The sequence below is a fragment of the Chromobacterium sp. CCUG 30098 genome (assembly GCF_059916605.1).
In genome coordinates, this window is the sequence record NZ_JAUCGS010000010.1 from 97,781 (window position 1) to 122,834 (window position 25,054).

Annotated in this window: 21 protein-coding genes; 3 read left to right on the forward strand and 18 right to left on the reverse strand. The window is 66.1% G+C overall.

Annotated elements, in window-relative coordinates; genetic code table 11:
• Positions 1–29: 29 nt before the first annotated feature.
• The 13 genes from QUG03_RS19770 to QUG03_RS19830 all read right to left on the reverse strand — a co-directional run bounded on the left by QUG03_RS19770 (position 30) and on the right by QUG03_RS19830 (position 13,889).
• Positions 30–638: an anthranilate synthase component II gene (locus tag QUG03_RS19770; RefSeq protein ID WP_227106229.1), complete on the reverse strand. Its 609-nt coding sequence runs from the start codon at positions 636–638 to the stop codon at positions 30–32.
• Positions 629–2,146 (reverse strand): anthranilate synthase component I family protein, encoded by a 1,518-nt coding sequence (locus tag QUG03_RS19775; protein ID WP_500820751.1) that lies wholly within the window; start codon positions 2,144–2,146, stop codon positions 629–631. Before QUG03_RS19775 ends, QUG03_RS19770 begins: the two co-directional genes overlap by 10 nt.
• Positions 2,140–4,905, reverse strand: coding sequence for a 3-deoxy-7-phosphoheptulonate synthase (locus QUG03_RS19780; RefSeq protein WP_500820752.1), 2,766 nt, complete (start codon positions 4,903–4,905; stop codon positions 2,140–2,142). The genes QUG03_RS19775 and QUG03_RS19780 overlap by 7 nt, the downstream gene beginning before the upstream one ends.
• 113 nt (positions 4,906–5,018) lie before the next feature.
• The gene (locus QUG03_RS19785; RefSeq protein ID WP_199225966.1) at positions 5,019–6,218 is read right to left on the reverse strand and encodes an iron-containing redox enzyme family protein; all 1,200 of its coding nucleotides are present in this window, start codon (positions 6,216–6,218) and stop codon (positions 5,019–5,021) included.
• A gap of 76 nt (positions 6,219–6,294) precedes the next feature.
• On the reverse strand, positions 6,295–7,476 hold the full coding sequence (locus QUG03_RS19790; RefSeq protein WP_500820753.1) for an MFS transporter: 1,182 nt from the start codon (positions 7,474–7,476) through the stop codon (positions 6,295–6,297).
• Positions 7,477–7,498: 22 nt separating this feature from the next.
• Complete coding sequence (locus tag QUG03_RS19795; protein WP_500820754.1) at positions 7,499–8,566, reverse strand: 2Fe-2S iron-sulfur cluster-binding protein; 1,068 nt, start codon at positions 8,564–8,566, stop codon at positions 7,499–7,501.
• 10 nt (positions 8,567–8,576) lie between these two features.
• The gene (paaD, locus tag QUG03_RS19800) at positions 8,577–9,098 is read right to left on the reverse strand and encodes a 1,2-phenylacetyl-CoA epoxidase subunit PaaD (protein ID WP_199225965.1); all 522 of its coding nucleotides are present in this window, start codon (positions 9,096–9,098) and stop codon (positions 8,577–8,579) included.
• Positions 9,095–9,865 carry a 1,2-phenylacetyl-CoA epoxidase subunit PaaC gene (paaC, locus tag QUG03_RS19805; protein WP_166451508.1) on the reverse strand — a complete coding sequence of 257 codons (771 nt, stop codon included), beginning with the start codon at positions 9,863–9,865 and terminating at the stop codon, positions 9,095–9,097. The genes paaD and paaC overlap by 4 nt, the downstream gene beginning before the upstream one ends.
• Positions 9,862–10,143 carry a 1,2-phenylacetyl-CoA epoxidase subunit PaaB gene (gene paaB, locus QUG03_RS19810; protein ID WP_019104274.1) on the reverse strand — a complete coding sequence of 94 codons (282 nt, stop codon included), beginning with the start codon at positions 10,141–10,143 and terminating at the stop codon, positions 9,862–9,864. Before paaB ends, paaC begins: the two co-directional genes overlap by 4 nt.
• Positions 10,136–11,098: a 1,2-phenylacetyl-CoA epoxidase subunit PaaA gene (gene paaA / locus QUG03_RS19815; RefSeq protein ID WP_474455283.1), complete on the reverse strand. Its 963-nt coding sequence runs from the start codon at positions 11,096–11,098 to the stop codon at positions 10,136–10,138. Before paaA ends, paaB begins: the two co-directional genes overlap by 8 nt.
• Positions 11,099–11,101: 3 nt before the next feature.
• Positions 11,102–12,844 (reverse strand): class I adenylate-forming enzyme family protein, encoded by a 1,743-nt coding sequence (locus tag QUG03_RS19820; protein ID WP_474455282.1) that lies wholly within the window; start codon positions 12,842–12,844, stop codon positions 11,102–11,104.
• 108 nt (positions 12,845–12,952) lie between these two features.
• Complete coding sequence (locus QUG03_RS19825) at positions 12,953–13,384, reverse strand: carboxymuconolactone decarboxylase family protein (protein WP_019104277.1); 432 nt, start codon at positions 13,382–13,384, stop codon at positions 12,953–12,955.
• 64 nt (positions 13,385–13,448) lie between these two features.
• Complete coding sequence (locus QUG03_RS19830; RefSeq protein WP_500820755.1) at positions 13,449–13,889, reverse strand: MauE/DoxX family redox-associated membrane protein; 441 nt, start codon at positions 13,887–13,889, stop codon at positions 13,449–13,451.
• A gap of 560 nt (positions 13,890–14,449) precedes the next feature.
• Between QUG03_RS19830 and QUG03_RS19835 the strand changes: the two genes are divergently transcribed.
• Complete coding sequence (locus QUG03_RS19835; RefSeq protein WP_500820756.1) at positions 14,450–15,184, forward strand: glycoside hydrolase family 16 protein; 735 nt, start codon at positions 14,450–14,452, stop codon at positions 15,182–15,184.
• Positions 15,185–15,262: 78 nt separating this feature from the next.
• On the opposite strand, the gene QUG03_RS19840 is transcribed toward QUG03_RS19835, so the two are convergent.
• From QUG03_RS19840 to QUG03_RS19860, 5 genes are all read right to left on the reverse strand, one after another.
• Positions 15,263–16,057, reverse strand: a complete 795-nt coding sequence (locus QUG03_RS19840; protein WP_500820757.1) for an N-acetylmuramoyl-L-alanine amidase — start codon at positions 16,055–16,057, stop codon at positions 15,263–15,265.
• Between the two features lie 149 nt (positions 16,058–16,206).
• The gene (locus QUG03_RS19845) at positions 16,207–17,253 is read right to left on the reverse strand and encodes an SEL1-like repeat protein (RefSeq protein ID WP_500820758.1); all 1,047 of its coding nucleotides are present in this window, start codon (positions 17,251–17,253) and stop codon (positions 16,207–16,209) included.
• Positions 17,246–18,298 (reverse strand): SEL1-like repeat protein, encoded by a 1,053-nt coding sequence (locus QUG03_RS19850; RefSeq protein ID WP_500820759.1) that lies wholly within the window; start codon positions 18,296–18,298, stop codon positions 17,246–17,248. Before QUG03_RS19850 ends, QUG03_RS19845 begins: the two co-directional genes overlap by 8 nt.
• Entirely contained in the window at positions 18,291–20,303 is a 2,013-nt protein-coding gene (locus QUG03_RS19855; RefSeq protein WP_500820760.1) for a phospholipase D-like domain-containing protein, read from the reverse strand. The genes QUG03_RS19850 and QUG03_RS19855 overlap by 8 nt, the downstream gene beginning before the upstream one ends.
• 2 nt (positions 20,304–20,305) lie before the next feature.
• Positions 20,306–23,242: a type VI secretion system Vgr family protein gene (locus QUG03_RS19860; RefSeq protein WP_500820761.1), complete on the reverse strand. Its 2,937-nt coding sequence runs from the start codon at positions 23,240–23,242 to the stop codon at positions 20,306–20,308.
• 421 nt (positions 23,243–23,663) lie between these two features.
• Here QUG03_RS19860 and QUG03_RS19865 point away from each other — a divergent pair, with 421 nt between their 5' ends.
• Together QUG03_RS19865 and QUG03_RS19870 are read left to right on the forward strand one after the other, a co-directional pair.
• Positions 23,664–24,239 carry a fimbrial protein gene (locus QUG03_RS19865; RefSeq protein WP_107801065.1) on the forward strand — a complete coding sequence of 192 codons (576 nt, stop codon included), beginning with the start codon at positions 23,664–23,666 and terminating at the stop codon, positions 24,237–24,239.
• 64 nt (positions 24,240–24,303) lie between these two features.
• On the forward strand, positions 24,304–25,035 hold the full coding sequence (locus tag QUG03_RS19870) for a fimbrial biogenesis chaperone (RefSeq protein WP_500820762.1): 732 nt from the start codon (positions 24,304–24,306) through the stop codon (positions 25,033–25,035).
• The last annotated feature ends 19 nt before the right edge of the window (positions 25,036–25,054 follow it).

A 25,054-nucleotide genomic window follows, 5' to 3' on the forward strand; every position in this document is an offset into this window, starting at 1 on the left:
TGGGCGGCCCTCGCCGCCCCTTGTGTGGGTCAGACGGCTTCGGTTTCCGCTTGCGCGGCGCGCTCCGCCAGCCGCAGATAATTGCCCAGCATGCTGAGCCCCTGTTCGGTCAGCACCGATTCCGGATGGAACTGCAGGCCGTGGATGGGCAGGCTGCGGTGGCGCAGCGCCATGATCTCGCCCCGGCCGCCGTCGGCGCGCAGCGCCCAGGCGGTGGCGACCAGTTCCTCCGGCAGCGCGTCCGCCACCAGCGAGTGGTAGCGCGCCACCTTAAGGCCGTCGGCCAGGCCTTCGAACAGGCCCTCGCCGTCGTGATGGATGCGCGACACTTTGCCGTGCAGCACTTCGTCGGCGCGGCGCACTTGCGCGCCGAAGGCGGCGGCGATGCACTGGTGGCCCAGGCAGATGCCGAGGATGGGCAGGCGGCCGGCGAAGCGGCGGATCGCCGCCAGCGACACCCCGGCCTCGGCGGGCGAACAGGGTCCGGGCGAGACGATCAGCGAGCGCGGCCGCAGCGCTTCCATCTCCTCCAGGCTGATCTCGTCGTTGCGCCTCACCATGATGTCGGCGCCCAGCATGCCCAGGTACTGCACCACGTTGTAGGTGAAGGAATCGTAGTTATCGATCATCAAATGCATATCGCCTCCTCTTGCCGCGCCGCCGCCGTGGCCAGCTTGGCCGCCAGCAGCATCAACCGGCTTTTTTCCAGGGTTTCCTGCCATTCGCGCTCGGCCAGCGAGTCCTGCACCACGCCGGCACCGGCCTGCACGTGCAGCCGGCCGTCTTGCAGCACGCCGGTGCGTATGGTGATGGCCTGATCGGCGTTGCCGCGCCAGCCGATATAGCCGATGGAGCCGCCGTAGACGCCGCGCGAATGCGGCTCCAGCTCGGCGATCACTTCCAGCGCCCGCACCTTGGACGCGCCGCTGAGGGTGCCGGCCGGGAAGGTGCTCTTGAGCACGTCCAGCGCCTGCGCCTGTTGCGGCAGCTTGCCGGACACGGTGGAAACGATGTGCATGACGTGGGAGAAGGGCTCCACGGTCAGCAGTTCGTCCACTTGCACGCTGCCCAGCTCGGCCAGCCGGCCCAGGTCGTTGCGCGCCAGGTCCACCAGCATCATGTGTTCGGCGATTTCCTTGGGATCGGCCAGCAGTTCGCGGCGCAAGTCCTGGTCTTCCGCCGCGTCCGCGCCGCGCCGGCGGGTGCCGGCCATGGGCCGGCTGGTGATCCGCTCGTCTTGCTGGCGGAACAGCATTTCCGGCGAGGCGCCGACGATCTGGGCGTCGCCCAGATTGAGCAGATAGCGGTAGGGGGTTTCGCCCAGGCCGGACAAGGCCCGGTACAGCGTGGGCGCGTCGGCGGCGAAGGGCTGGCTCATGCGCTGGGACAACACCACCTGCATCACGTCGCCGGCGGCGATGTAGTCCTTGATCCGGCCCACCGCCTGCTGGAAGTCCTCGCGCGCAAAGGCGTAATCCAAGGCGGGGTCCGCCGTCGCGTCCGCGGCGAAAGCCGGCGGCGGCGCGGACGGCTCCGCCAGCAGCGCGCGGGTTTGCTCGCACAACCGCAGCAAGCGCTGTTGGCCGCGGGCGTAACCGGCCGCCTCGGTGGATTCGTGGACGATGCAGTAGACGCTGGCCTGCTGGTGGTCCAACACCAGCAAGTCCAGGCTCAGCCATTGCAAGGCGTCCGGCAGCGCCAGCCCGGAGGGTTTGCGCGGCTGGCGGCGCAGCCGCGGCTCGATCAAACGGGTGGTTTCGAAGCCGAAATAGCCGAACAGACCGCCGGAAAACGGCGGCAAGGCGCTGAAATGCGGCGCGGTCCAGCCCTGCCGCAGCTTGGCCAGCTCCGCCAGCGGATCCTCGCACTCCAGTTCGCGCAGCAGTTGGCCGTCGCGCCAATGGCGCAGCCGGCCTTCGTCCAGTTCCACCCGCTCGCGGCAGGGCAGGCCGATCACCGAATAAGCGCGCTGAAACGCGCCGTCGCGCCAGTGGCCGGTTTCAAACAGATAGTCCTGGCCCTGGTTGGCCAGCGCCTGGTACAGCGCCAGCGGGTCCGCGCCCGCCGGCAGCGGCAGGGTCCGCCACAGCGGCGCCAGGCAGAAGCCGTGGTCGCCGTAACGCAGAAACGCCTCTTCGCTCAGCATACTTTTTCCTCCTTGCGCTCCGCCTGCTCCCGGGCGGCCAACTGCGCCATCGCGCGCCGGTCCGGCTTGCCGTTCTTGTTCAGCGGAATCTCCTCCAGCGCCAGCACCAACGCCGGGCGCTTATAGCTTTCTAGATGGGCTTCCAGCGTGGCGTGCACCAGGCGCGCCAGCGCCTCGCTGTCGTCGCCGGCGCGCAGGATCAGCGCCGGGCGGGCTTCGCCGTCGCGGTCCGGCGCGGCCACCACGTAGGCGTCGCCCAATTCCGGCAGCAACGCGGCCAGCAGGTTTTCGATTTCCACCGGCACCACCCAGCGGCCGAACACCTTGAAGCGGTCGTCCTCGCGGCCGTGGAAGCTCAGATAGCCGTGCTCGTCGCGGCTGAACAGGTCGCCGGTGCGATACCAGCCGTCCTGGAAGCGCTCTTGCTCCTCCTGCGGACGCCGCCAGTAGCCCAGCGCGCGGCTGGGCGCCTTGACCAGCAGCACCCCGCATTCGCCGGCCGGCGCGTCCCGGCCGTCGGCGTCGACGATGCGCGCCTCCCAGCCCGGCAACATGCGGCCGACGCTGCCGGCGCGCAGCGCGTCCGGATAGCTGGTGGCGAACACATGGCACATTTCGGTGGCGCCGATGCCGTCGTGCAGATCAAAGCCGAAACGCTGACGCCAGCGCCGCGCCAAAGGCGCGGACAGCGGGGCGCCGGCGGAGAAGGCCAGCCGGATCGCCACGTCGGACGGCTCCAGGCCGTGTTCCAGCAGCAGCCGGTACAGGGTGGGCACGGCGAACAATACGGTGGGGCGGAACTGGCGCAGCACGCCGGCCACGCGTTCGGCCGACGGCCAGGCGCCGTCCAGCACGCCGCAAGCGCCCAGATACAGCGGGAAGAACAGGCTGTTGCCCATGCCGTAGCCAAAGAAGGATTTGGGCACCGAGTACAACACGTCGTCCGCGCCCAGCCGCAGCTGGCCGGCGGCGAAGTGCGAGCACACCGCCAGCATGGAGCGGGCGCTGTGCACCACGCCCTTGGCCTGGCCGGTGCTGCCGGAGGTGTATTGGATCAGCGCCGGCGCGTCTTCCGGCTGGCGCGCGAAATCGTCCCAATCGTCGTCGGGGCTGTCGCCGGCCAGCCATTCCAGATGAGCGCCGGCGTCCAGCAGCCGCAGCTTGGCCGCGGCCGGCCACACCGCGATCTGCGAGGACTGGCCCAGGCACAGCGCCGGAGCGGCGTCGGCCAGCAGGTGGTGGAGCGAGGCGGCGTCCAGCCGCGGATTGGCCACCACCGGCAGCGCGCCCACCGCCAGCGCGGCGTAAAAGGCCACCGCCAGCTCCGGGCCGTCGTCCAGCGCGATCAGCACGCGCTCGCCGGCGGCCACGCCTTCGGTTTGCAGCCAGGCGGCCTGACGGCGCAGCGCGCGGTTGAGCTGGCGGTAGCTGAGGCTGAAGCCGGGGCCGACGAAGCAGAGCCGGTCGCTGTCCGGCCGGCTGGCGGCCAGGCGCTCGGCCAGATTGATCAGCGGTTCCGGCGCGGCGACGTCTTGCGCCGGCCGCGCCGCCGCGCCCGAGGGCTGGGTCAGCGCGGCGATCAAGCGGTCTGTCAGCGCCAGCGCCTGACGCGGATTGAGCCGCGGGTCGCAGCTGCTGTGGTAGGCGCGGCCCAGGTCTTCCTCGGCCAGCGCCTCCGGTCCGCCCAGGCATTCGGTCACGTCCAGGGCGCTCAATTCCAGGTGCACGCCGCCGGCGTGGCTGCCGCATTCGCGGTGGGCGGCGAGGAAGGCCTCCACCTCGGCCAAGATGTCTTCATAGCGCCGGGTCTTCACGCCGTTGGCCGCTTGCACGCCGTTGCCGTGCATCGGGTCGCACAGCCACAGCACTTGGCGGCCTTCGGCGCGCACCGCGTCCAGCAGCGTCGGCAGGCGCTGGATCTGCGCCGCGCCGAAGCGGGTGATCAGGGTCAGCCGGCCGGCCTCGTTGTCCGGGTTCAGCGCGTCGATCAGGCGCAGCAGTTCCTCGCGCTCCATGCCGGGGCCCACTTTGACGCCAACGGGATTGTTCACGCCGCGCAGGAATTCCAAATGCGCGCCGTCCAGCTGGCGGGTGCGTTCGCCCACCCACAGGAAATGGCCGGAGCCGCAATACCAGTCGCCGCGCTCGTCCTGCTGCAGCTGGGCCTGTTCATAGGGCAGCAGCAGCGCTTCGTGGCTGACGTAGTAGCCGCTGTCGCGCGGCGCGGCCTCGCGGTCCAGGCCGCGCAGATAGTTGAGGCTGGCGGCGGCGTGGAAATAGGCGGATTCCAGCCGCTGCGGGTCGTGGGCGCGCGCGGCGGCGGCGAATTCCACGCCGTTGATGATGTCGCCGCGATAGCTGGGCAGGCTCAATCCGCCCAGCGCTTCCTGCGGCTGGCTGCGCGGCTTGGCGTACTGGCCGGCGATGCGGCCGATGCGCAGCACCGGGCGTTGCAGCGCCTGGCCCAGGTCCGCGGCCATGCGTTCCAGCAGGCGGTAGTGGCCGCCCAGCACGTCCGGCCGCAAGCCGGCGAAGCGCTCGGCGCAGTCTCCGGCCTGGATGACGAAGCCCTCTCCCCGCGCCACGCCGGCCAGCGCGGCGCGCAGCCGGCGGATTTCGGCGGAGGGCACCAGATTGGGATAGGCGCTCAGACGCGACAGCACGGCATGCAGCGCGGCGCCGTCGTCGTAATCGGGCATTTGTGTGTGCGGTTTCGCCTGCCAGCTGCTTGGGCTCCAGGCTTTGGATAGTGTCAGCATCGTGATCTCGTTTATCGGGTGCTGATTGGGAAAAGCCCGCCCGGCAAGAGCCGCTTGCGCCGGGCAAGGCTGGCGGGCCGCGCCGCCCGGGGGGCGGGAGACGCGGCCGGGCTTCAGGCGCTCAGTTCTTCGCGCAGCGCGATGCCGCCCAGGTTCTGCAACAAGGGCGCGTTCTCGCAGGCCAGGTAGACGCACTCCTCCGCGCCGGTGTTGACGTGCTGGTGCTCGGCCCAGACCGGCACGTAGATGGCGTCGCCGGCGCGCCACGGCACCTGGCGGTCGCCGATGCGGGAATAGCCCTGGCCCTGGGTGACGTAGATCACCGTCTCGTAGTTGTGGCGGTGCAGGCGGGTGGACTCGCCCTCTTCCAGCCGGCCTATGGTCAGGCTGATGGTGCGGCTGGGCAGATCGACGATGTGCACCTTGTGCTTGCGCTCGGAGGAGAAGGCCTGGTCGCCGCCCTGGCTGGCCGCCATCACCTGCTCGTGGCTCAGCCGCGCCGGCAGCTGGGCCTGCAACTGGCTGGGCACGCGCCAGAAATCGGCGGAGGAGAAATGGCCGGCCGGGGCCGCGGCGGGCGCGGCGGCCGGCTGCGCCTGGCAATGCGCCCAGATAGCGTCGAACATCGCCACGCGGCGGGCGATCAGCTCGCGGCCCACGGCGATGGCCTGCTCGCGGCGCGCGTCCTGGTCCAGGGTCAGGCGCTGCATGATGGCCAGCATGGTCAGCGCGTGGTCTTCGTCTTCCTCGATGTGCAGGCTGAAGAACTCGGTGGCGTCCTCGCCGAAGCCGTGGTGTTGCAGCGCTTGCAGGATGGGGCGGTAGATCAGCGGCACGATGGCTTCCGCGCCCAGGCACATCGCGGCCAGGCCGGCCAGCGCGTCCGAGGACTGGCAGTGGCCCATCATGGTGTCCACCATCGCCAGGGTCTGCGGCAGCGGCGCGTGCGAGGCCGGCGCCGCGCCCACTACGCGCAAGGTGCGTTGGAACATTTCCGCGTGGGTGATGGCGCTGCCGCCGTCCACGCCCATTTCCTCGCGCATGTTTTCCATCAGCGCCATCACGTCGGCCGGGTCGCTCAGCTGGCCCATCAGCGCGCACAGATAGCGGGTGAAGTGGCGCGAGTAATGGCTGTGCTGAACCAGCAGGGTGCGCACGGTGGCCAGGCTGGCCTCATTGCGTTCCAGCGCTTGCAGCAGCGGGTGTTCCACCAGGCCCTGCAGGTCTTCCTCTTTCAGCCAATCGGCCCAGATCAGGCTCATGCCTGCGATCAACGGGGTCTTGCTGCCGCTTTTTTCCAACAATGCTTCCATGTCCATCTCCCAATCGAAGTGTGCGGTTCGCGGCGCGGAAAGCGCCGCGGCGTCCAGGTGTTGCGGTGTTGCGAAATCAGGCCCGGGCAAAGCGCAGCGCCGGGTTGCGCCAGCTCAGGAACAGCAGCCCGGCGGCGGCGCAGGCCGCCGGGAACAGATACATGCCGGCCCAGCCCAGCCGGTGGATGGCGACGCCGCCCAACCAGGAACCGAGCGCGGCGCCGAAGAAGAAAACCGTCATGAACAGGCTGTTCAGCCGCGAGGCGGCGGCGGGGTCTATGCCCAGCACCCGGCCCTGGGCGATGGTCTGCACCGAGCGCACGCCCAGATCGGTCACCATCAGGAAGATCACGATCATCAGCACCTGGCTGCCCAGCCAGACGCCGGCCAGCGAGGTGGCGGCGATGCCGACGCCCAGCAGCGCGATCACGCCGTGCCAGTCCAGCCGGCGCTGCAGCCATTGCGCCAGCCACGGCGCGCGCAGCGCGGCGATGGAGGTGAAGGCCAGCAGGCCGGTCTGGCCGGCGTTCCAGTTCAGGGTGGCATGGGTCAGCGAGGACAGATTGGCCCAGATGCCGTTGGAGGCGGCGAAGAAGCAGGCGGCCACCAGCGCCAGCCGGCGCAGCTCCGGCAGCTTCAGCCACAAAGCGCCCTGCTGGCTCAGCATGCGGCCGTAGCGCAGCTGGCCGGCCAGCGGCACCTCGCCGATGCAGCCGCGCAGCGCCAGGCCGATGACGAAGGTCAGGGCGCCCACCGTCAGATAGATGCCGCGCCAGCCGATGTGCTCGCCGCCCCAGCCGGCCAGCACCCGCGCCAGCAGCAGGCCGGCGAACAAGGAAGTGAGCAGGCTGCCCACCACCCGCCCGCGCTGCTCCGCCGCCAGCGCCTTGGCGCTGTAGGCCAGCAACAGCTGGCCAGCGATGGACAGCAGGCCGGCCAGACCGCACAGCAGCACCATCAGCCAAGGCGACGGGGCGATGCCCACCAGCAGCAGCACCGCGCCCAGCGCCAGCATGGTGGCGGGGATCAGCCGGCGCGGCGCGATCATGTCGCCCAGCGGCAAGCCCAGGATCAGGCCGGCGCCGTAGCCGAACTGCGTGGCCACCGACAGCCCCCACAGCGAGTCCGCGGACAGGCCGAAGGAGACGGCGATCAGCTGCGTCATCGATTGGTGGTAGACCACCGCCGCCACGGAAAACCCGGTGGCCAGGCAATAGAGGGTCAGCGCCCAGCGGGACAGGGCGTTTTGAGAGGTCATGATGTGTGTCCTTAGGCGCGGATCAGTCGAATGACAGCGCCAGTGTTGAAGTCAGCGGGCGGCTGCGGCAGCTGAGCACATAGCCGGCGGCCACCTCCTCGGGCGCCAATGCGTGCGGCGCCTCCATGTCCACTTCGCCGGCCAGCACCTGGCAGCGGCAGGTGGCGCAAACGCCGGCCTTGCAGGAGTAGCGCGGCGTGACGCCGGCTTGCAGCAGCGCGTCCAAAAGGTTGTCCACCGGCGCGCCCAGTTCCACCTGGCGCTGCATGCCGTCCATCCTCACCGTCACCCGCACCCGCTCCGGGCTGTCCGCCAGCGCGCGCTCGGCGCGGGCCGGGCCGGCGGCCGGGGCCGCGGCGTAGTGTTCGCTGCGGACGCGTTCCGGCGGCAGGCCGCTCTCGCTCAGCGCCTGGCTCACCGCCGCCATCATGCCGGCCGGACCGCAAACGTAAGCGTGGTCGATGGAGGCCGCCGGCAGGCAGCCGCGCAACAGCGCCAGGCAGCGCTCGCGGTCCAGCCGGCCGTTGAACAGCTCGATCTCCTGCTCTTCCGCGCTGAACAGATAGACCAGGGACAGCCGCGCCGGGTAGCGGTCCTTCAGCGTCGCCAGCGTTTCGCGGAACTGCAGCGAGGCCAGATTGCGGTTGCAATAAACCAGGGTGAAGCGGCTGAGCGGTTCGCGCAGCAGCGTGGCCTGCAAGATGGACAAGACCGGGGTGATGCCGCTGCCGGCGGCGAAACCGGCGTAATGGCGGGCCGCTTCCGGCGCCGCCGGCAGGCCGAAGCGGCCGGACGGCGGCAAGGCTTCCAGCATCGCGCCCGGCCCCAAACTATCGTGCGCCCATTGCGAGAAGCGGCCGCCGGCCACCCGCTTGATCGCCAGCTGCAGCTTGGGCGCGTCCGGCGCGTTGCACAGCGAATAACTGCGGCGCACTTCCTCGCCGTCCAGCCAGGCGCGCAGGGTCAGATGCTGGCCCGGCTCGTGGCGGAAGCGGTCGCGGTGTTCTTCCGACGGCTCCAGCGTCAACAGCAGACTGTCCGGCGTGTCGCGCTGGATCTCGGTCAGCTGCAAAGGGTAAAACTGCGGCATGACGGCTTCCTCATAAACTCTTGAAGTGCTCGAACGGATTGCGGCAGGCCTCGCACTGGTACAGCGATTTGCAGGCGGTGCCGCCGAATTCGCCCTGCGGGCGGGTGGCGTCGGAACCGCAGCGCGGACAGGACACCCGCGGCGCGGCGACGGCGACGAAGCTCAAGCGCTGCCAGCCCGGCTCCGCCGGCAAGGGCGGGGCGATGCCGGCGGCGCGCAGCTTGGACCGGCCGCTTTCGCTGAGCCAGTCCGTGCTCCAGGCCGGGTGCAGCCGCGTTTCCAGCCGCACCGCCTCCACGCCCCGGTCTTGCAGGGTCTGACGGATATTGCTGTCTATCTGCGCCTTGGCCGGGCAGCCGCTATAGGTGGGCGTCACCACCACGCGCAGCGCGTCGTCCTCCCAGCGCACGTCGCGCACGATGCCCAGGTCCACGATGGAGACATAGGGCATCTCCGGGTCCGGAATGCCGGCCAGCCATTCCCAGACGCGCTCGGTGCCGCTTTGCACCTCCAGCCCGTGCACCCGGCTCACCAGCCGGCTCCCGGATGGGCGCGGGTCAGGAACTGCATCTCCATCAGCAGGGCCACCAGCGCTTCGCCGTGCGCGCCGCGCTTGCCGCCGCTGACCGCCGGCGCCGCGCGCGGCGGCTCCAGCGTGGCCGCGGCCAGCACTTCGTTGACGTAGGCCAGCCATTCCGGGTACAGCGCGGCCAGATCGCAACCCACGCCCTGGGCCAGCATCGCCTGCTCCAGTTCGTCCATCTCGAACAATTCGCCCACGTAATGCCAGCAGCGCTCCAGCGCCAACCGGCAGAACTCGCGGCTTTGCCGGCTGCCGTCGCCCAGCCTCACCACCCAGCCGCTGCTGCGGCGCAGGTGGTAAGTGGCCTCTTTCAACGCCTTGGCGGCGATGGCGGCCACTTCCGCGTCCGCCGAATCCGACAGCTCGCGCAGCAGCAGGCAATGCCAGCTGTCGAACAGGAACTGGCGCATCTGGGTGTCGGCGAAATTGCCGCGGGTCAGCTCCGCCAGCAGCACGTTGCGGAAGGCTTGGGCGTCGCGGCCGTAGGCCAGATCGTCCTCGCTCTGCGGCGGGGTCAGCCCGCGGCCGGCGGCGTCCAGCCACAGCCGCGCCTGGCCCAGCAGGTCCAGCGCCACATTGCTCAGCGCCAGGTCTTCTTCCAGCGTGGGCGCGTGGCCGCACCATTCGCACAAGCGCTGCGACAGGATCAGCGCGTTGTCGCCCAGGCGCAGCAGGTATTCCGCGCGCAGGTTTTTCAATTCCGGATGCAGGGTCACAGGTGTTGCACTCCCTCTGGCACCTCGTAATAGGTGGCGTGGCGGAAGCCCTTGTCCGCCGCGGTCTCGAACCACGGCGCGCGCTCCACCTCGCCGCTGCTCACCAGGTCTTCGGCGGCCACCAGCCACAGGCTGACGAACTCGCCGCGGCGGGTGAACACGTCGCGCGCGTGCTGCAGCGCCATCGCCGCGTCGCTGGCCTGCACGCTGCCCACGTGGCGGTGCGCCACGCCGTTCTGGCTGCGCGCGAACACTTCCCACAGCTTCCACTCATGCATCTCGTTCTCCTTGCGGCCCCGCCGCCAGCTTGGCGGCGTGGCAGGCGGCGGCTTCTCGCACCCAGGCGCCCTCGTCCCAGGACCGGCGACGGCTGGCGAGACGCTCGCGGTTGCACAGGCCCTGGCCCCGGATCACCCGGTTGAATTCATCCCAGTCGATGCGGCCGATCTCGTAATGCCCGGTGTCCGGGTTGAAACGCAGATCCGGGTCCGGCACCGTCAGGCCCAGATGCAGCACTTGCGGCACCGTCTGATCGACGAACTTCTGGCGCAGGGTGTCGTTGGAATACAGCTTGACGCCCCAGCGCATCGAGCGCTGCGAGTGCACCGAATCCTCGTCCGGCGGGCCGAACACCATCACCGTCGGCCACCACCAGCGGTTGAGCGCGTCCTGCGCCATCCGCCGCTGCGCCGGCGTGCCCTCCGCCAGCCGCCGCACCAGATCGAAACCCTGGCGGTGGTGGAAGCTCTCCTCCTGGCAGATGCGCACCATGGCGCGGGCGTACGGGCCGTAGGAACAGCGCGACAAGGGCACTTGGTTGACGATGGCGGCGCCGTCGGTCAGCCAGCCGATCATGCCGACGTCCGCCCAGCTCAAGGCCGGATAATTGAAAATATTCAGATACTTGGCCTCGCCGGCCAGCAGCTGCCCGTAAGCCTGCTCCCGGCTCAGGCCCAGGCTCTCCAGCGCGCTGTACAGATACTGGGCGTGGCCGGCCTCGTCCTGCACCTTGGCCAGCAGGATGCATTTGCGGCTGAGGCTGGGCGCGCGGGTGATCCAGGCGCCCTCCGGCAACATGCCCACGTATTCGGAATGGGCGTGCTGCGCCATCTGCCGCTGCAAGGTGCGGCGGTAGGCCTCCGGCATCCAGTCCTGCGGCTCTATCTTTTCGCCGTCGTCTATCCGCTGTTGAAACGCCTGCTCCAGCGCTTCCAGGTGCTCCGTCGTCGCCATCGGTCAGCCTCTCAGGTAATCCAGCAGGCTTTGCGGCTCCGCCGCCGCCTCCGGCTGGCGGTCCAGCGACTGGTTCCAGCGCAGCGCGCTGAACACCTCGCGCAGGCCGTCGTCGTAGTCGCGCTGCCAGCTCCAGAACTGCTCGCGCGCCACGCGCTTGAGCACCTTGCCGGTGGAGCCCACCGGCAGCGCGTAATCGTCGCCCAGCACGCCCACGCACACGGTGTAGTCCGGCAGCGCGCCGCGGCCCTTGAACGGGAAGCAGTCCAGCGCCTGGCGCAGCACCTCGTCCGCGTCCAGCGCCGCGCCGGCCTTGCCGCGCGCCAGCACCAGCACCGCCTCTTCGCGCGTCGGCCCGCGCGAAACGCCGATCACGCTGACGTCGAACAAATCCGCATGGCTCAGCAAATGCTCTTCCAGCAGCAAGGTATAGGCCGGCTCGCCCAGCGGCGTCGGCACCGCGTCCACGATGCGGTCCAGGTGCACGAACTCGCCGTTGTCCAGGCGCAGGCCGATGTCGCCGGTCAGCCAGTAGCCGTTCAGCGTGGTCAGCGCGGTCAGATGCGGCTGGCCGTAATAGCCCGGCGTCACCGTGGGGGAACGCACGCCGATATAGCCCGGCTGGCCGTCCGGCAACAGCTCGCCCTGCGGAGTGAGCACGTCGCAGCGCGCGTAGGACGCGGCCGCGCCCACGGTGCGCTTGCTGGCCACCTGCTCCGGCGTGGACACCTTGAAGAACTGCGACATGCCCAGCTCGGACGCGCCGAACATATCGGTGAAGCGGCCCCGCGGCGCCAGGCGCAGCAGTTGGCGGATATGCGCCTCGTGCGCGGTGTCGCCGGTGTTGTAATAACGGCGCACCGAGTCGAAATAGCCGTCCGGCAGGTTCAGCTCGGCGAAGGAAGCGTAAGTCTGCGAGAACGCGGTGACGATGGTGGGCTGGAAGCTGGCGATCAGATTGGCCGCCACCTGGCCGGTTTGCGTCGCCAGCGCCAGCGCCGGCAATTGCAGCATGGTGGCCGTCATCAGATAGCTGATGCCGGCCGCGTGGGTGGGCGGCATCGCCGTGGCCAGCTTGTCCTCGTCTTGCTCGACGAAGCCGCGCAGGCGCTCGCGCTTGCCGTTGAAGAACTGCGCGTGGCCGAACAGCACCGCCTTGGGAATGCCGGTGGTGCCGGAGCTGTGGCACACCATCACGATGTCCTCGTCCTTCACCGCCGCCGGCCAGCCGGAGGCCGGCAACGGCGCCAGCGCCACCGCCGCGCCGGCGTTGAAGCCCGCGTCCAGCGCGGTGAGGCCGCGCAGCGCGCCGGCCAGGTCCCAGCGCGCGTCGGTTTCCTTGTCGTAGACGAACACGTCGAAGCGGTTGCGCTGCGCGTACAGCGCCGCGATGTCGGCGCGCAGATGGCCGTTGATCAGCACCGGCACGCAGCCCAGGCTGCCCAGCGCCAGGAAGTGCAGGAAGGACGGAATGCCGTCGCCCAGGAACAAGCAGACATGCCGCCCGGCCTGGATGCCCTGCTGGCGGTACCAGGCCGCCAGATCGCTCACCAGATGGAACAGGCTGTCCAGGGAAAAGGACTGATAGGCGTTGCCGCGCGGGCCGATAAAAGGCTTTTCCAGGAACAGATAGTCTTCCCGGCTGCCGCCGTAGGCGGCGTGGGCCTTGAACAGGAAATTGCCGGCGCCCAGTTCCGGATCGTTGAACAGCGCGTCCCAGGCTTGCTTTTTAATCAGGTGGTCCATGTCGGTGTGTGTCTGCTGGCGTTGGTTAAGCCCGCCGCTTGCGGCCAGGCGGGTGGGTGGGTGGACTGTCCGCGAGCCCGCTCCGCGAGCGGGCCCTGGCTCAGGCGCTTACTGGCGCATGCCGACGGCGAGACGGTTCATGCCGTTCATCAGCGCGATGGCGAAGGTCAGATCGGAAATCTCCTGATCGCTGAAATGCGCTTTCAGCGGCAGATAGGCGGCGTCGTCGGCGTGGCTGTCCACGACATAGGTCAGCGCCTCGGCCCATTCCAGCGCGGCCTTCTCGCGCTCGCTGAACTGGGCGCTGACGCGCCAGCCGGCCAGCTCCGCCAGGCGGCGGTCGCTTTCCTCGCGCTCGCGCAGCGCCTTGGTGTGCATGTTCAGGCAGAAGGAACAACCGTTGATCTGCGACACGCGCAGATAGATCAGCTCGATCAGCGGCAGGCCCAGCACGCTCTTTTCCAGGCCCTGCTTCACCAGGCGGAAGCCCTGCAGCAGTTCCGGGGACAATTCGTAATAAGCAAGACGCAAGCTACTCATGATCAACACTCCTAAATTTGGATAAGGACAGGAAGCGGGCGCGGCCCGGCCGCGCCCGGAAACTTCAGACGCGGCGCGCGCCCGGCGTCGGCTCCAGCGAACTGGCCAGATACACCAGCGCGGCGCAAGCGGCGCAGGTGAGCACGCTGAAATTCAGCGACAGCTTCAGGCTCTGGAACGCGGCCATGCTCAAGGCGAACACCAGCAGCAGCGCCGCGCTGATCCAGGCGGAGGCGCGCAGTTGAACGCCCAGCAACAGGGTCACGCCCAGCACCGCCTCCAACGCGTTCACCGCCCAGGCCAAGACCGGAATCAGGCCGGCCGGCGCCCACGGGCACAGCTTGGCCACGTGGCGATAGAAGTTCTCCATCGTTCCCCAGGACACCCCCAGTTCGCCCATATGGCCCCAGAAGCCGAAGCGATCCGCCACCGCCGACAAGAACGCCGCCGCCAACGCGAACCGGGCCAACAGCAACACCGTCTTCCAGGCGCTTTCCTTTTGCATGCCTAAACCTCCCAATCGATATGGATGCCAACCAGCGGCGGCGCGCCGCCACGTTATGCAATATGGATTGCACTGTAATGGACATACTCGATACGCATAAGGGACAAGAATGAATTTTCCGACCATGACAAAGCGCATTACGGAATTTGGAAACCGGAAAGACGGCGCGCGGATCGCCAGGCGGCAAGATGCGCAAGCCATTGAAAAGAAAACGGGATTAACAGAAACAGGAACGCGCGGACCTGGGCCGCGCCAACGTCCAAGCCGCCGGGACATGACCCCGTCGCCGCCGCGCCGGCATGACCCCGTCCGCGCCGCAGCCTGTCCGGACGGACAGTCCTGCCTGGCAAAAACACCCTTTACCCGCCGCCGCCGCCGCGCTTAGAGTCTGTTTACGATCTAGCGAGCAAGAGCGAGACAAGGCGAAAACAGCTGAGGAAGCGGAATGTACAGATGGCACATGAGCATTTCGAAGCAGTTTTCAACGCGGTATCGCCGCAGCGCAGCAGATCGGAAACAGGCTCTTAAATGACAAGCTTATCCACAAGCAAAGGCAAACCATGCGCCGCCTCCTGCTCTCCCTCCTCGCCGCCGGCCTGACCCTGTCCGCCGCCGTCCAGGCCAAGACCCTGAATTTCTCCGGCTACGCCTGGGAAGTCCGCAATCAAAGCCAAAGCGGCCCCGGCCCCAACGACTGGGACGAAAACAACGCCTGGGTGGACGCCCAGGGCCGGCTCCACCTGAAGATCGCCCACCGCGGCGGCAAGTGGAGCAGCGCCGAGGTCTACCTGCCGCAGCGGCTGGGCTTTGGCCGCTACCAGTTCAAGCTGATAGGCCGGCCGGACCTGTTCGACGACAATATCGTGCTGGGCCTGTTCAACTACCCGACGCCGGACGTGGGCCCGGACGCCACCAATGAGATCGACATCGAATTCGCCCGCTGGGGCAATCGGCAAAACCCAATGGGCAACTACACCGTCTACCCGGCCGTGCCCGGCCCCAAGCCCACCTCCTACGCTTTCGAACCGAATCTCAACGGCGACTACAGCACCCACCGCTTCAATTGGGACGCCAGCCGGGTGCTCTACCAATCGCTGCACGGCCATCAGGACGGCGACCTGTATGAAATGGCGCGCTGGAACTTCGCCCCGGCGGACCCCACGCGCCTGGTGCCGCAGCAGCCGCTGCCGCCTCACATCAATCTGTGGCTGTTCCAGGGACGGCCGCCCAAGGACGGCAAGGAAGTGGAGATCGTGATCAAGGAGTTCTCCTTCATCCCGGCCGCCGCCAAATAAGCGCACGGCGGCGCTTTTCACGGTGAAAACAGCAAAACCCGGCCAGGCGGCCGGGTTTCGCGTTGCGGACAAACAGCGTCAAAGCTTGATCAGGGTCAAACGCTTGGGCCAATAACGCTCCAGCAAGGCAAACAGAATGGCCGCGGTCTCCACGTCCAGCGCGCCGCTGTAATCGCCGGCGCGGAAATGCATCTGGAAGGCGCGCACCAGTGCGGCGAAGCCAGCATCGCCGCCCGCCGCCGCCACCTCATAGCCGTAATGCTTGAACGCCTCCAGCATCTTCTCCCGGCCGGGCAAGCCCTGCTGCTGGAACTGCTGTGTGTATTTGCGCTGCGTCTCCGCCTCCGGCCAGGCGCCCACTCCGGCCTGGTGCAGCTCCCGCCACGGGAACATCGGGCCCGGATCGCTCTTGCGGCCCACGGCGACGTCGGAATGGCCCAGCACGTTCACCGGGCTGATGTCCGGATAGCGCGCCAGGATGTTCCGCGCCAATTCCGTCACCGCCGCCATCTGCTGCGGGTGATAAGGCGGAAACACCATGCCGCCCTTGTCCTCCCGCGCCAGATTGACGATTTCCACGCCTATGGACGAATCGTTCAGATTGCTGCGGCCATCCCAGGAACTGGCGCCGGCATGCCAGGCGCGGTCGTTCTCGTCCACCAGATTGAACAGATTCATCTGCTTGAAGCCGGCCTGCAGATAGCTGGGATCGCAAGGGTCCGGCGCCAGATAGTGCGCGCTCACCTGGCCGGAGCCGGTCAGGGCCTTGACGGAGCCGGCGAAGTCCAGCGCGGTGTAATGCAGGATCAGGAAACGAACGCGTTTGTTGAAGCCTTGGACCGAGCGATAGGTATTGAACAGGATGGGCGTCATGAAGAATCTCCAGGAGGGGAATGGGAAGGGATGCGCGCCGGCCAGACAGCCGGCACATAGAGTCTGAGTCCTCCCGGACGCGGGGGTTCGGCGGGGGTGACGGGCGTCAGTTCAGCACAGGCGGGCCGCGTCCCGCTGCAAAACCGGCGTCAATCGCGTCGCCCGCCCAGCGGCCGCCCGGTCTTGGCATCCAGACCCTTGGCCGCGGCCAGCTGGCTCATCAGCGCTTCCGACGGTTTTTCCGGCGCCACATTGGCCTTGAACGCTTCCAACCACTTCAACTTGCCGTCCCAGGCCGGCAGCGCGGCCGGCGGCAATGGCACGATCTCGTCCAGTTCAGGCACCTTGGGGTGGGCGTAGGAGTAGTCGCTTAACACACCCATAATGATTAGATAACGTCGCCGACGCTCATCGTCCTGTTTTAGCCCTAGATCACTCCACTGCTTATTTTCCTCTGTAATCGCCCCGAAACCATCTCCTAAATTCAACGCTGCCGTGGAGTTTCCCCACTCAACGGCAAGTTGGAGGTACTTTACGGCCTCAGGAAGTTTTTTCTCAAAGCGCAACTGGGTACCATATTCTAAAGCGCCTTTTGCATGCCCCTGCTCTCCTGCGCACTTCAACATCTGAGTCCCAATAGCAAAGGGTCCTGGCTGCGCGATCGTCAAACCCGTTAGCTTATCCCCCACCAGATACTGCGCTTCCGGGCTGCCCAAGTCCGCCGCCTTGCGGTAATAACGGTTGGCCAGTTCCTCGTCCTGCTTCACGCCGTAACCGGCCTTCAGATAACGCCCCATATCGTAATAGCCGCCGGGAATGCCGCGGTCTATCAGCTCATGGGTCAGGTCCAGCGTTTCCTTGACTGGGTCGTCGCTGCGCGCCGTGCCCCGCCCTATCATGTCGCGCAAGTCCAGATTGGCCTTGTAATGGCCGTGAGCGGTGGCAATGCGGTAATAACGCTCCATCTCCGGGAAGCGCAACGGGTCTTCCTTCTCGATCTGCTTCTTCTGCAACCAGCGGGCGTAGCGGTATAACTGCTCCGCCTCCGGGTTCAATGCCGGCAGATGGTCTTTCTCATATACGCAGTTGAAGGCCAGCCTGGCTTCGACTGCTTTCAAGTCCGGCACTGCGCGCTCCTTGGCGTCGCAGGCGGCCAGAGCCCCCAACAGCGACAAGGCGTACAGCGTTTTAACCATGCTTGCCGTTCAGCGGCCGTCCGGTCTTGGCATCCAGACCCTTGGCCGCGGCCAGTTGGCTCATCAGGGCTTCCGACGGTTTTTCCGGCGCCACATTGGCCTTGAACGCCTCCAGCCACTTGAGCTTGCCGTCCCAAGCCGGCAGCGGGGCCGGCGGCAGCGGCACGATCTCGTCCAGTTCCAGCACCTTGGGGTGGGCGTAGGAGTAGTCGCTAAGGACATCGCTAATGATTTTGTAGCGACGGCTACGCTCATCATCCGGCCCTAAGCCCAGATCCTTCCATTTCAAACTCGGGTCTTTGTTTGAGCTGAAACCATCTTCCAAATTTAAAGCCGCCGTCTCATCTCCCCCTTTAGTACCAAGCTGCAGGTATTTAACTGCTTCAGACAATTTTTTTTCAAGACGTAACTGGGTACCATATTCAAGTGCAGCTTTTCCATGCCCCTGTTCCGCCGCACACTTCTTCATCTGATTGCCAATAGCAAACGGTTCTGGCTGCGCGTTCGTCAAACCCGTCAGCTTGTCTCCCACCAGATACTGCGCTTCCGGGCTGCCCAGGTCCGCCGCCTTGCGGTAGTAGCGGTTGGCCAGTTCCTCGTCCTGCTTCACGCCGTAGCCGGCCTTCAGATAGCGCCCCATATCGTAGTAGCCGCCGGGAATGCCACGGTCTATCAGCTCCTGGGTCAGGTCCAGCGTTTCCCTGACTGGGTCGTCGCTGCGCGCCGTGCCTCGCCCTATCATGTCGCGCAGCTCCAGATTGGCCTTGTAATGGCCGTGAGCCGTGGCGATGCGGTAATAACGCTCCATCTCCGGGAAACGCAGCGGGTCTTCCTTCTCGATCTGGTTCTTCTGCAACCAGCGGGCGTAGCGGTATAACTGCTCCGCCTCCGGGGTCAAGGCCGGTAAATGGTCTTTCTCATACGCGCAGTTGAAGGCCAGCTTAGCTTCGACTTCTTTCAAATCGGGCACGGAACGCTCCTTGGCGCCGCCGCAGGCGGCCAGGCTCAGGGTCAGAATCAGGGTCAGAAATGCGGGCTTAATCACTATTGCTCCGGGCAGGGTCTGTACGCAGAAACTCGCGAAGAGGCGCGACTGGAGGCAAAGAGTTGCTAAAAGCAGCCTTGTTTTCATTCAAGATATCTCGCCATTTTTTAAAAGCTTGCTTTGCTGATGCCTCCCTATCCATCCTATCCGGATTTGCCCCAGACCAACTATTAGTATGCCTTCCCCACAACTCCTGACGTAGCGGCTTGGAAATTTCCGGCCGGTCCAGCGCAATATTCAACTCGCTATCCACTTGCATACTGCGGGTATTGATATTGGCCGAGCCCAGCGTCAGAAAAGCATCATTGATGATCATCAGCTTGGCGTGGATGTAAACCTCGGACCAACCCACTGCGGGAGTGACCTGCGTCGGCACGGTCTTGCCAACACCGTGGTTGTAACGCTGAGCGTAAACCGCCGGCTTGATTTCGGAGTCCATCGCCACGATCGAACAAATATGGGTTTTAAGGCCGGGCTGCTCAACCTCGGACACCGGGACATCCGGCTTTTGCGCAGCCTCGTAGGCGGCCTCCGCCTGCTTGCGCCGGGCAGTGGCATCCTCCAGTTCCGTGCGGGCCTTTTCCCTTAATTTACTGGGACTAAACGCATTGGCGGTATAGATGATGCTGGCCTCGCGTTCCGCTTGCTTGGCCTGCCCCAAACGGGCTTTGACGTCATCCGCCCGTTCCTGACGCGCCACGCTGGGAATCGTATCGGCGCGCCCCAGGCTGTCCAGCATCCGGTAGGTATTGACCGTGCCGGCGCCCACGCCGGCGTCGCTGGTATTGGTGATCACGAACAGATAGATCGGATAGGGGCGACCGGCCTGCTTCTGCGCCTTGGCCGCGTCCTTGATCTTTTCCGCCAGCGGCGGCCAGCGGAAGTACTGGTTTTCGATGAAGATGTAGGAGGTGACGTTGTTGACCGCCTTCAGATACAGCTTCTTGATGTCCTGTTTCTTGTATTCCGGCTGGGTGCGCAGCAGCTGCACCATGGCGGCCTTATTGGCCTGTCCGTCCACCCGCGGCGCGTAGCCGCCGAAACCGCAGCCGGGCAGCGGCAGGTCTTCCTTGGTCTCGTCGCGCCAGGCGCGGCGGAAATTGTGGAACAGATCACCCACCGCCGGGCCGGTGATCAGGCTGGAGAAGTCCTCGCGCGGCCCCACCGTGCCGTTGCGGCCCAGATTGGGCGCTTTGGGCTTGGCGCTGTGGGCATTGGTGTCCCAGTACTCGTCCAACATATTGTGGCCCATGACGAAACCGACATGGGCTTGCGCGTCGTCGTAATCCACCAACACCATTTTCTGGTGATGGCTGGGGCCGGCAGCCAAGGTGGCCCTGGTCTTTGTTTTCAGACCTTGATCATCGTAACTCTGATCCAAGATATGGTTGCGGGTGCGAGGACCAAAGCCGCGGCTGCGGAAATGCAGGTGCTTGCTGGGGATGTCCGACCGCCGCTGATCCCGTGCTGTTTTTTCCGAGGTGCCGGCCGCCGGCTGATCCTCGTCATACCAGGAATACCACTGCGAATCGTATTTATACTGCTCCGGGGTTTCATAGCCCGGCTTGTCCTTGATGCCCACGCTCCAGCGACCCGGGGTTTGCGACTCCTCTACCGTGGCGCCGGTGCTGTTGACGTACAAACCGAGCGGTTTAGAAGCGAAACACAGCACCCGCACCTGCACGCCCTGCTTGGCCTTGTGCTCCAGCAACTTGCCTATCTGCGCCGGCACGGCTTCCGCGATGTCCGCGTACTTCACCGTGTCGGCGCCCTTGCGGACGAAGTACATGGACGGCTGGAAGCCCCAGCAGATGATGCTGACGTTTTTCTTGGCCTTGGCGATGGCGTAATGCACCGAGGCAAACGCCGCCTCGCCGTTGACCAGGGGCTGGAAGCTGCCCTCATGCGGCGCGTATTCGCTGGTCTGCAAAAACCAGGGCAGGGTCAAATTGGCCCGCAGCGGTTCTTTGACGCAGATCGGGGAGACTATCGTGTTCGCGCTCATTATTATTCTCCTGCCGGCGAAGCGTCGGCCTCGCCATTAAGCAAACGGTGGTAGCGCGCGCGCGCATGTTCGTCCGGCTCCACGCGGCCGTCCGGCGGCGCGCCGCCGGCCACCACTTTATGGAAGCCGGCGTTGGCCAGCGCTCCCTTGTCCGGCTTGCTCAGCTCATTGGCCACCGGGATATCGAACTTGACGCCGTTGGCCAGCTCCACCGTGTATTTTTGCGTGGTGACCGCATGTTTGACCGCCAGGTGGCCGCTTTCGTCAATGATGCCGCGCTCCACCTCGCCGCCGTCGGCATGCAGGGTATAGGGCATGCCGGTCCAGCTGCTGTTGCCGCCTTGCGGCGATTGATCCAGGCGCAGCGACAACGGCATCCTGGGAATGCTCTGCGGATAATCCGGATGCGTGACCGTCATTTGCGCCGGCCCGCTCATCTGATGGCTGGCGCCCTTCACCGACACCTTGCCGGGGCAATGCAGTTCGATATTGCCGCCGGCGATGCGGATGTAAGCGCCGCCGCTGACGTTGAGCAGGATTTCCCGCTTGGCCGCCACCGTGATTCTTTCCTTGCAGGAAGTCACCGTCACGTCCTTGTCCGCTGTAACCTCGACGCTGTCGCTCTGCGCCAACATCTGCACCTTGCCTTTGGCGGCGATCAGCTTCAGAGAAATCTTGTCTTGCAGGCCGGTGACGAATAGGCTGATGTGCTGGCCCACATTGTGGAGCCAGCGCCGGCCCGAGGTTTGATTGGTGTCCCGCTGCGCCACCAGGTCCAGATTGGTGCCGGCCGCCACGGTTTGGCTTTGCTGGCTCAGGCTGGCGATGCCGGCCGGCGCGGACAGTACCAGCAAGGGCTGGCGGCCCGTCTGTTCCTTGGCGGTTTTGCCGTCCTTGTCGGTGTTGCTGCCCGCCTCCCAGGCTTTCAAGGCGGCAGCCTGGTGCTGCAGATGCCCCTTATCCCCTTTCCCCGCCTTGCTATTGTCCGGATTGACCTTGTCCGGCCCGGTTTCCATCGTATCCGCCTGCTGGCCGGTGGCGGTGTCGCCCAGGCTTTGGCTCAGGGCCAAGGCCGCGTCCAGCTGGCTTTGCGCCTGTTCGCGCGCCAGTTGTTTGCCCCCAGCGCCGTTCTGCGCTTCGGTGCTCAGCAGCAGGCCGTGGCCGGCGCGGATGGCGCCGTGGCTGTCGGTTCTGAGTTCGAAGCCGTCGCCGCGCGCTTCGGCCTTGCCGTTGCTGCGCGGCTGGGTGAGGAAACCCTGGTTGAGCTGGGTTTTGCCGGGTTCGCTCGACAGTTTGGCGCGCACTTCGCCGGGGGTGTCGTCGAACAACAGTTCGTTGTACTGACCGCCCTGGTGTTCCTTGGATTTGATGCCGGACAGGGTTTTATTCGCCGGCAGCGCGCCGGCGCCGCTGAAGTCCGGCGGCGGGTGGCTGCCGTTGTAGAGCACGCCGGTGATCACCGGGCGGTCGATGTCGCCTTCGATGAAGTCGACCAGCACTTCCTGGCCGATGCGCGGGATGAATTGGTGGCCCCAGCCGGCGCCGGCGCTGGGCATCGCCACGCGCAGCCAGCAGGAGGATTTGTCGTCCATGCCCGCGCCTATGCTCGGGTGTTCGTCCATCCGTTGCCAGTGGAACTGCACCTTGATGCGGCCGTGCTGGTCGGTGTGGACTTCCTCTCCTTGCGGCCCGACGACGGTGGCAGTCTGCACGCCGCGGGACTTGGGCTTGGCCAGTTCGGTGTGGGCGTAGGCCGGGGTCAGCGGCACGCCGCGACGTTGGGCGTCGAAGTCGGCGCGGAACGGTTGCGCGTCTTTCTCTCCCGCCAACGCTTTGAGGTCAGCCGGCAGGTTGTTGCGCGCGCTTAAGCTTTGGCGGGTAACGACGAATTCGCGCTGTTCGCTGCTGTCGCCGTCGTGGGCCGGGTGCTCGTCCAGGCGGAACCACTGACCGGCGGCCAGGCCGCGCACGCTGCCGCCGCCGCTGAATTGCTTGGCGTTCAAGTCATGCGCCTGCTGGCGCAGCTGGGCGTAGTGGCTGAGTTGGTCGGCGTCGCCGGCGTAGTACAGCGATTGCGGGTCGTAATCATGCAAGGAGGATTGCAATGCCTTGCCGTTCTGGCCCTGGTCGATGCGGCTGTCGTCGCCGCTGTGCTGGGTGCTGACGGGCTGGTAGTCGAAGCTGGCCAGCGCCACCGCGCCGGGGACGATCTGGCGCTGGGCGTTCCATTCGGTCAGGCCGTCCTCGGCCTCGGTGGCGTCGCTGCGGTGGAAGCGTACCCGCTCGACCGTAGCCGGCGGCAGGCTGTAGGGGTCGTCGAAGGCGACCAACTGCACTTGCGGCACCTCGCCATCGAGGTGATCGAAGCGCCAGGCATAGCCCTCTTCGTGCAGCAGACGCACGATGAAGTCGTAATCGGATTCTCGGTATTGCAGGCAGTAGCTGCGCGGAGTTGCCGCGCCGGTCTTGAAGTCCAGCGTCTGGACGCGGGCGAACACCGGGTTGGCCTGCTGATGCTCGGCCAGGATCTGTTTGACGATGTCCGGCACCGTCAGGTCCTGGAACACTCGCGAGCTGACGCGATGGCGCAGCAGCGCGAATGGTGGCTCTATAGTCAGCTGGTAGCGGCTGAAGCCGCCGTCCGAGCCCAGGCTTTCCACTTTCGATACCACGCCGCAGCGCAGGCTCTCCGCGCCGGCGGCGTCGAGGATGCCGAGCCGGGCCGGCAGGCCGAGCAGGGTCTTGAGTTCGATCGCGCCGTCCGGGGACAGACAGGTGAGCTGGTAGGCGTAAGGCCGGGACACGCCTTCTTCGCCGGCCAGGCTGAGGGGCAGCAATTGCTCGGCCGCCACGCTGCCGTCGCCCAGGCTGAGGGTGAGCAGGCGCTGGTCCTGGTTGAAGGCGGAGGCGAAGCTGGCGAGCAGGGTGCTGAGGTCCATGGGGCGATCCGTCGAACTATCCAAAATAAAAACACCCCCAAACCGGCCTTAGGCAAAGCACTCATGGCGACGGGCTGTGGCCAGGTCTGCGGATAAGTGCCGCGAGGCGTAATGAGGGTGGGATGACAAAATTTGAGCAAAACATTTTAGATAACCGGCACTTAGCGGACAATCCAATAAAATTGCCATTTTCACCAAACTGGCCAAAAGGACAGGTTGAAACTCTTATCAATCCCCTGAGCGGCTTAAACCTTGTTTGGCGACATCAAAAAGTCCAAACAAGAAAAGTTATGGCTTGGTAAGAAAAGGTAAGAGGCGTTCAAAACCACGCTAAAGACCTGAATTGAATGTGTTTTTATCATGCCGTCTCCACTCAAGGCCCAGGCCAAGCACCTGCGCGCCGCAACCACTGGAGACCACCATGAAACAAAAACACAGCCTGCTGGCCCTGGCGGCCGTCTTTGCCGCCGCGCTTCCGCTGGCGTCTCAGGCCGCCGTCACCCAAAAGGGCAGCATCCATTTCACCGGCAGCGTCACCGCCCCCACCTGCACAATAGATAATGGTACCGGCGCAACCAGAAGCGGCACGGCCATCGCGCCCGTTCTCGCAGTCAGCATGTCCCCTATCACCATGGACAAAATCGTCGATCTGGGTAAAGCGCCACTGGAGAAACAGGCTTTTCAGATCAAGATTCAATGCAGCGGCGCGAGCAATGTCGAAGCCAAATTCACGGCACTCCCTGGATCGAGGCTTGCGAGCAACGCTACAGCCTTAGCCAATACCGCAAGCAGTGGGGCTAAAGGCGTGGGCATCGCCGTCTATAAAGGCGGCACTCCGCTGGACCTGAGCACAGGAGTCTTTCGAACCAAAGCGGCTCTCAATACCTCGGAAACCATTGATCTTGACGCCGTCTATGTCACCACCAGCGCTTTGCGCGCCAGCATGAGCGCAGGCACTGTCACCGCCGCCCTCCCCTTCGAACTGAGCTACGACTAAGCCCTCCTCACTTCCACCCACAGCGGCGGGTTTCCCGCCGTTGTCTATTTTCAGGGCCTCCATCATGAAAACCCTGCTGCAAGCCGCCGGCTTGGCGGCCTGGCTGGCCATGTCCCACGCCAGCGCCGGCATCAGCCTCAACGGCACCCGCGTCATTTTCGACGGCGCGCATCCGGAAGCCGCCGTCACCGTGCGCAACCACGGCGCGGACATCCTGGTGCAGTCCTGGCTGGAAGCGCTGGACGGCGACAAGGTCGAACTGCCCTTCGCCATCACCCCGCCGCTGACGCGGCTGCCGGCCGGGCAGGAGCAATTGCTGCGCATCCTCTACGCCGGCGCCGGCGCGGCCGATCAACGGGAAACCGCCTTCTGGCTCAATGTGCAGGAAATCCCGCAAGCCGCCGGGCAAGGCAATGTGCTGCAACTGGCGGTGCGCCAGCGCGTCAAGGTGTTCTACCGCCCGCCGGGCCTGGACGGCGACGCGCTGCAAGCGCCGGAACGCCTGCGTTGGCGGCTGCGGCGCGAGCGCGGCAGCAGCTGGCTGCAAGCGGACAACCCCAGCCGCTACCACGTGACCGTGACCGGCCTGACCCTGCTCTCCAGCGGAAAATCCAAGGAGATCAGCCGCGCCCGGATGCTGGCGCCCGGCGCCGGCGGGCAATGGCCGCTGCCCGCCGACGCCGCAAACGACGCGCGCTTGCGCTACCAGATCATCAACGACTTTGGCGCCAGCCAGGCTTTTGAAGTCCGGCTGCAAGGCGCGGCGCCCGCCCAGCCGCGCCGGCTGGAGCCCTGAGCCGGCCGCCGGACCGCAA

What these genes read in the sequence shown, in the direction of transcription:
- QUG03_RS19770 (WP_227106229.1), bottom strand. Translation starts at nt 638, where the DNA reads ATGCATTTGATGATCGATAACTACGATTCCTTCACCTACAACGTGGTG.
- QUG03_RS19830 (WP_500820755.1), bottom strand. Translation starts at nt 13,889, where the DNA reads ATGCAAAAGGAAAGCGCCTGGAAGACGGTGTTGCTGTTGGCCCGGTTC.
- QUG03_RS19790 (WP_500820753.1), bottom strand. Translation starts at nt 7,476, where the DNA reads ATGACCTCTCAAAACGCCCTGTCCCGCTGGGCGCTGACCCTCTATTGC.
- QUG03_RS19780 (WP_500820752.1), bottom strand. Translation starts at nt 4,905, where the DNA reads ATGCTGACACTATCCAAAGCCTGGAGCCCAAGCAGCTGGCAGGCGAAA.
- QUG03_RS19855 (WP_500820760.1), bottom strand. Translation starts at nt 20,303, where the DNA reads ATGAGCGCGAACACGATAGTCTCCCCGATCTGCGTCAAAGAACCGCTG.
- QUG03_RS19825 (WP_019104277.1), bottom strand. Translation starts at nt 13,384, where the DNA reads ATGAGTAGCTTGCGTCTTGCTTATTACGAATTGTCCCCGGAACTGCTG.
- QUG03_RS19795 (WP_500820754.1), bottom strand. Translation starts at nt 8,566, where the DNA reads ATGCCGCAGTTTTACCCTTTGCAGCTGACCGAGATCCAGCGCGACACG.
- QUG03_RS19845 (WP_500820758.1), bottom strand. Translation starts at nt 17,253, where the DNA reads ATGGTTAAAACGCTGTACGCCTTGTCGCTGTTGGGGGCTCTGGCCGCC.
- QUG03_RS19870 (WP_500820762.1), top strand. Translation starts at nt 24,304, where the DNA reads ATGAAAACCCTGCTGCAAGCCGCCGGCTTGGCGGCCTGGCTGGCCATG.
- paaA (WP_474455283.1), bottom strand. Translation starts at nt 11,098, where the DNA reads ATGGCGACGACGGAGCACCTGGAAGCGCTGGAGCAGGCGTTTCAACAG.
- QUG03_RS19820 (WP_474455282.1), bottom strand. Translation starts at nt 12,844, where the DNA reads ATGGACCACCTGATTAAAAAGCAAGCCTGGGACGCGCTGTTCAACGAT.
- QUG03_RS19840 (WP_500820757.1), bottom strand. Translation starts at nt 16,057, where the DNA reads ATGACGCCCATCCTGTTCAATACCTATCGCTCGGTCCAAGGCTTCAAC.
- paaB (WP_019104274.1), bottom strand. Translation starts at nt 10,143, where the DNA reads ATGCATGAGTGGAAGCTGTGGGAAGTGTTCGCGCGCAGCCAGAACGGC.
- QUG03_RS19860 (WP_500820761.1), bottom strand. Translation starts at nt 23,242, where the DNA reads ATGGACCTCAGCACCCTGCTCGCCAGCTTCGCCTCCGCCTTCAACCAG.
- QUG03_RS19865 (WP_107801065.1), top strand. Translation starts at nt 23,664, where the DNA reads ATGAAACAAAAACACAGCCTGCTGGCCCTGGCGGCCGTCTTTGCCGCC.
- QUG03_RS19785 (WP_199225966.1), bottom strand. Translation starts at nt 6,218, where the DNA reads ATGGAAGCATTGTTGGAAAAAAGCGGCAGCAAGACCCCGTTGATCGCA.
- QUG03_RS19775 (WP_500820751.1), bottom strand. Translation starts at nt 2,146, where the DNA reads ATGCTGAGCGAAGAGGCGTTTCTGCGTTACGGCGACCACGGCTTCTGC.
- QUG03_RS19835 (WP_500820756.1), top strand. Translation starts at nt 14,450, where the DNA reads ATGCGCCGCCTCCTGCTCTCCCTCCTCGCCGCCGGCCTGACCCTGTCC.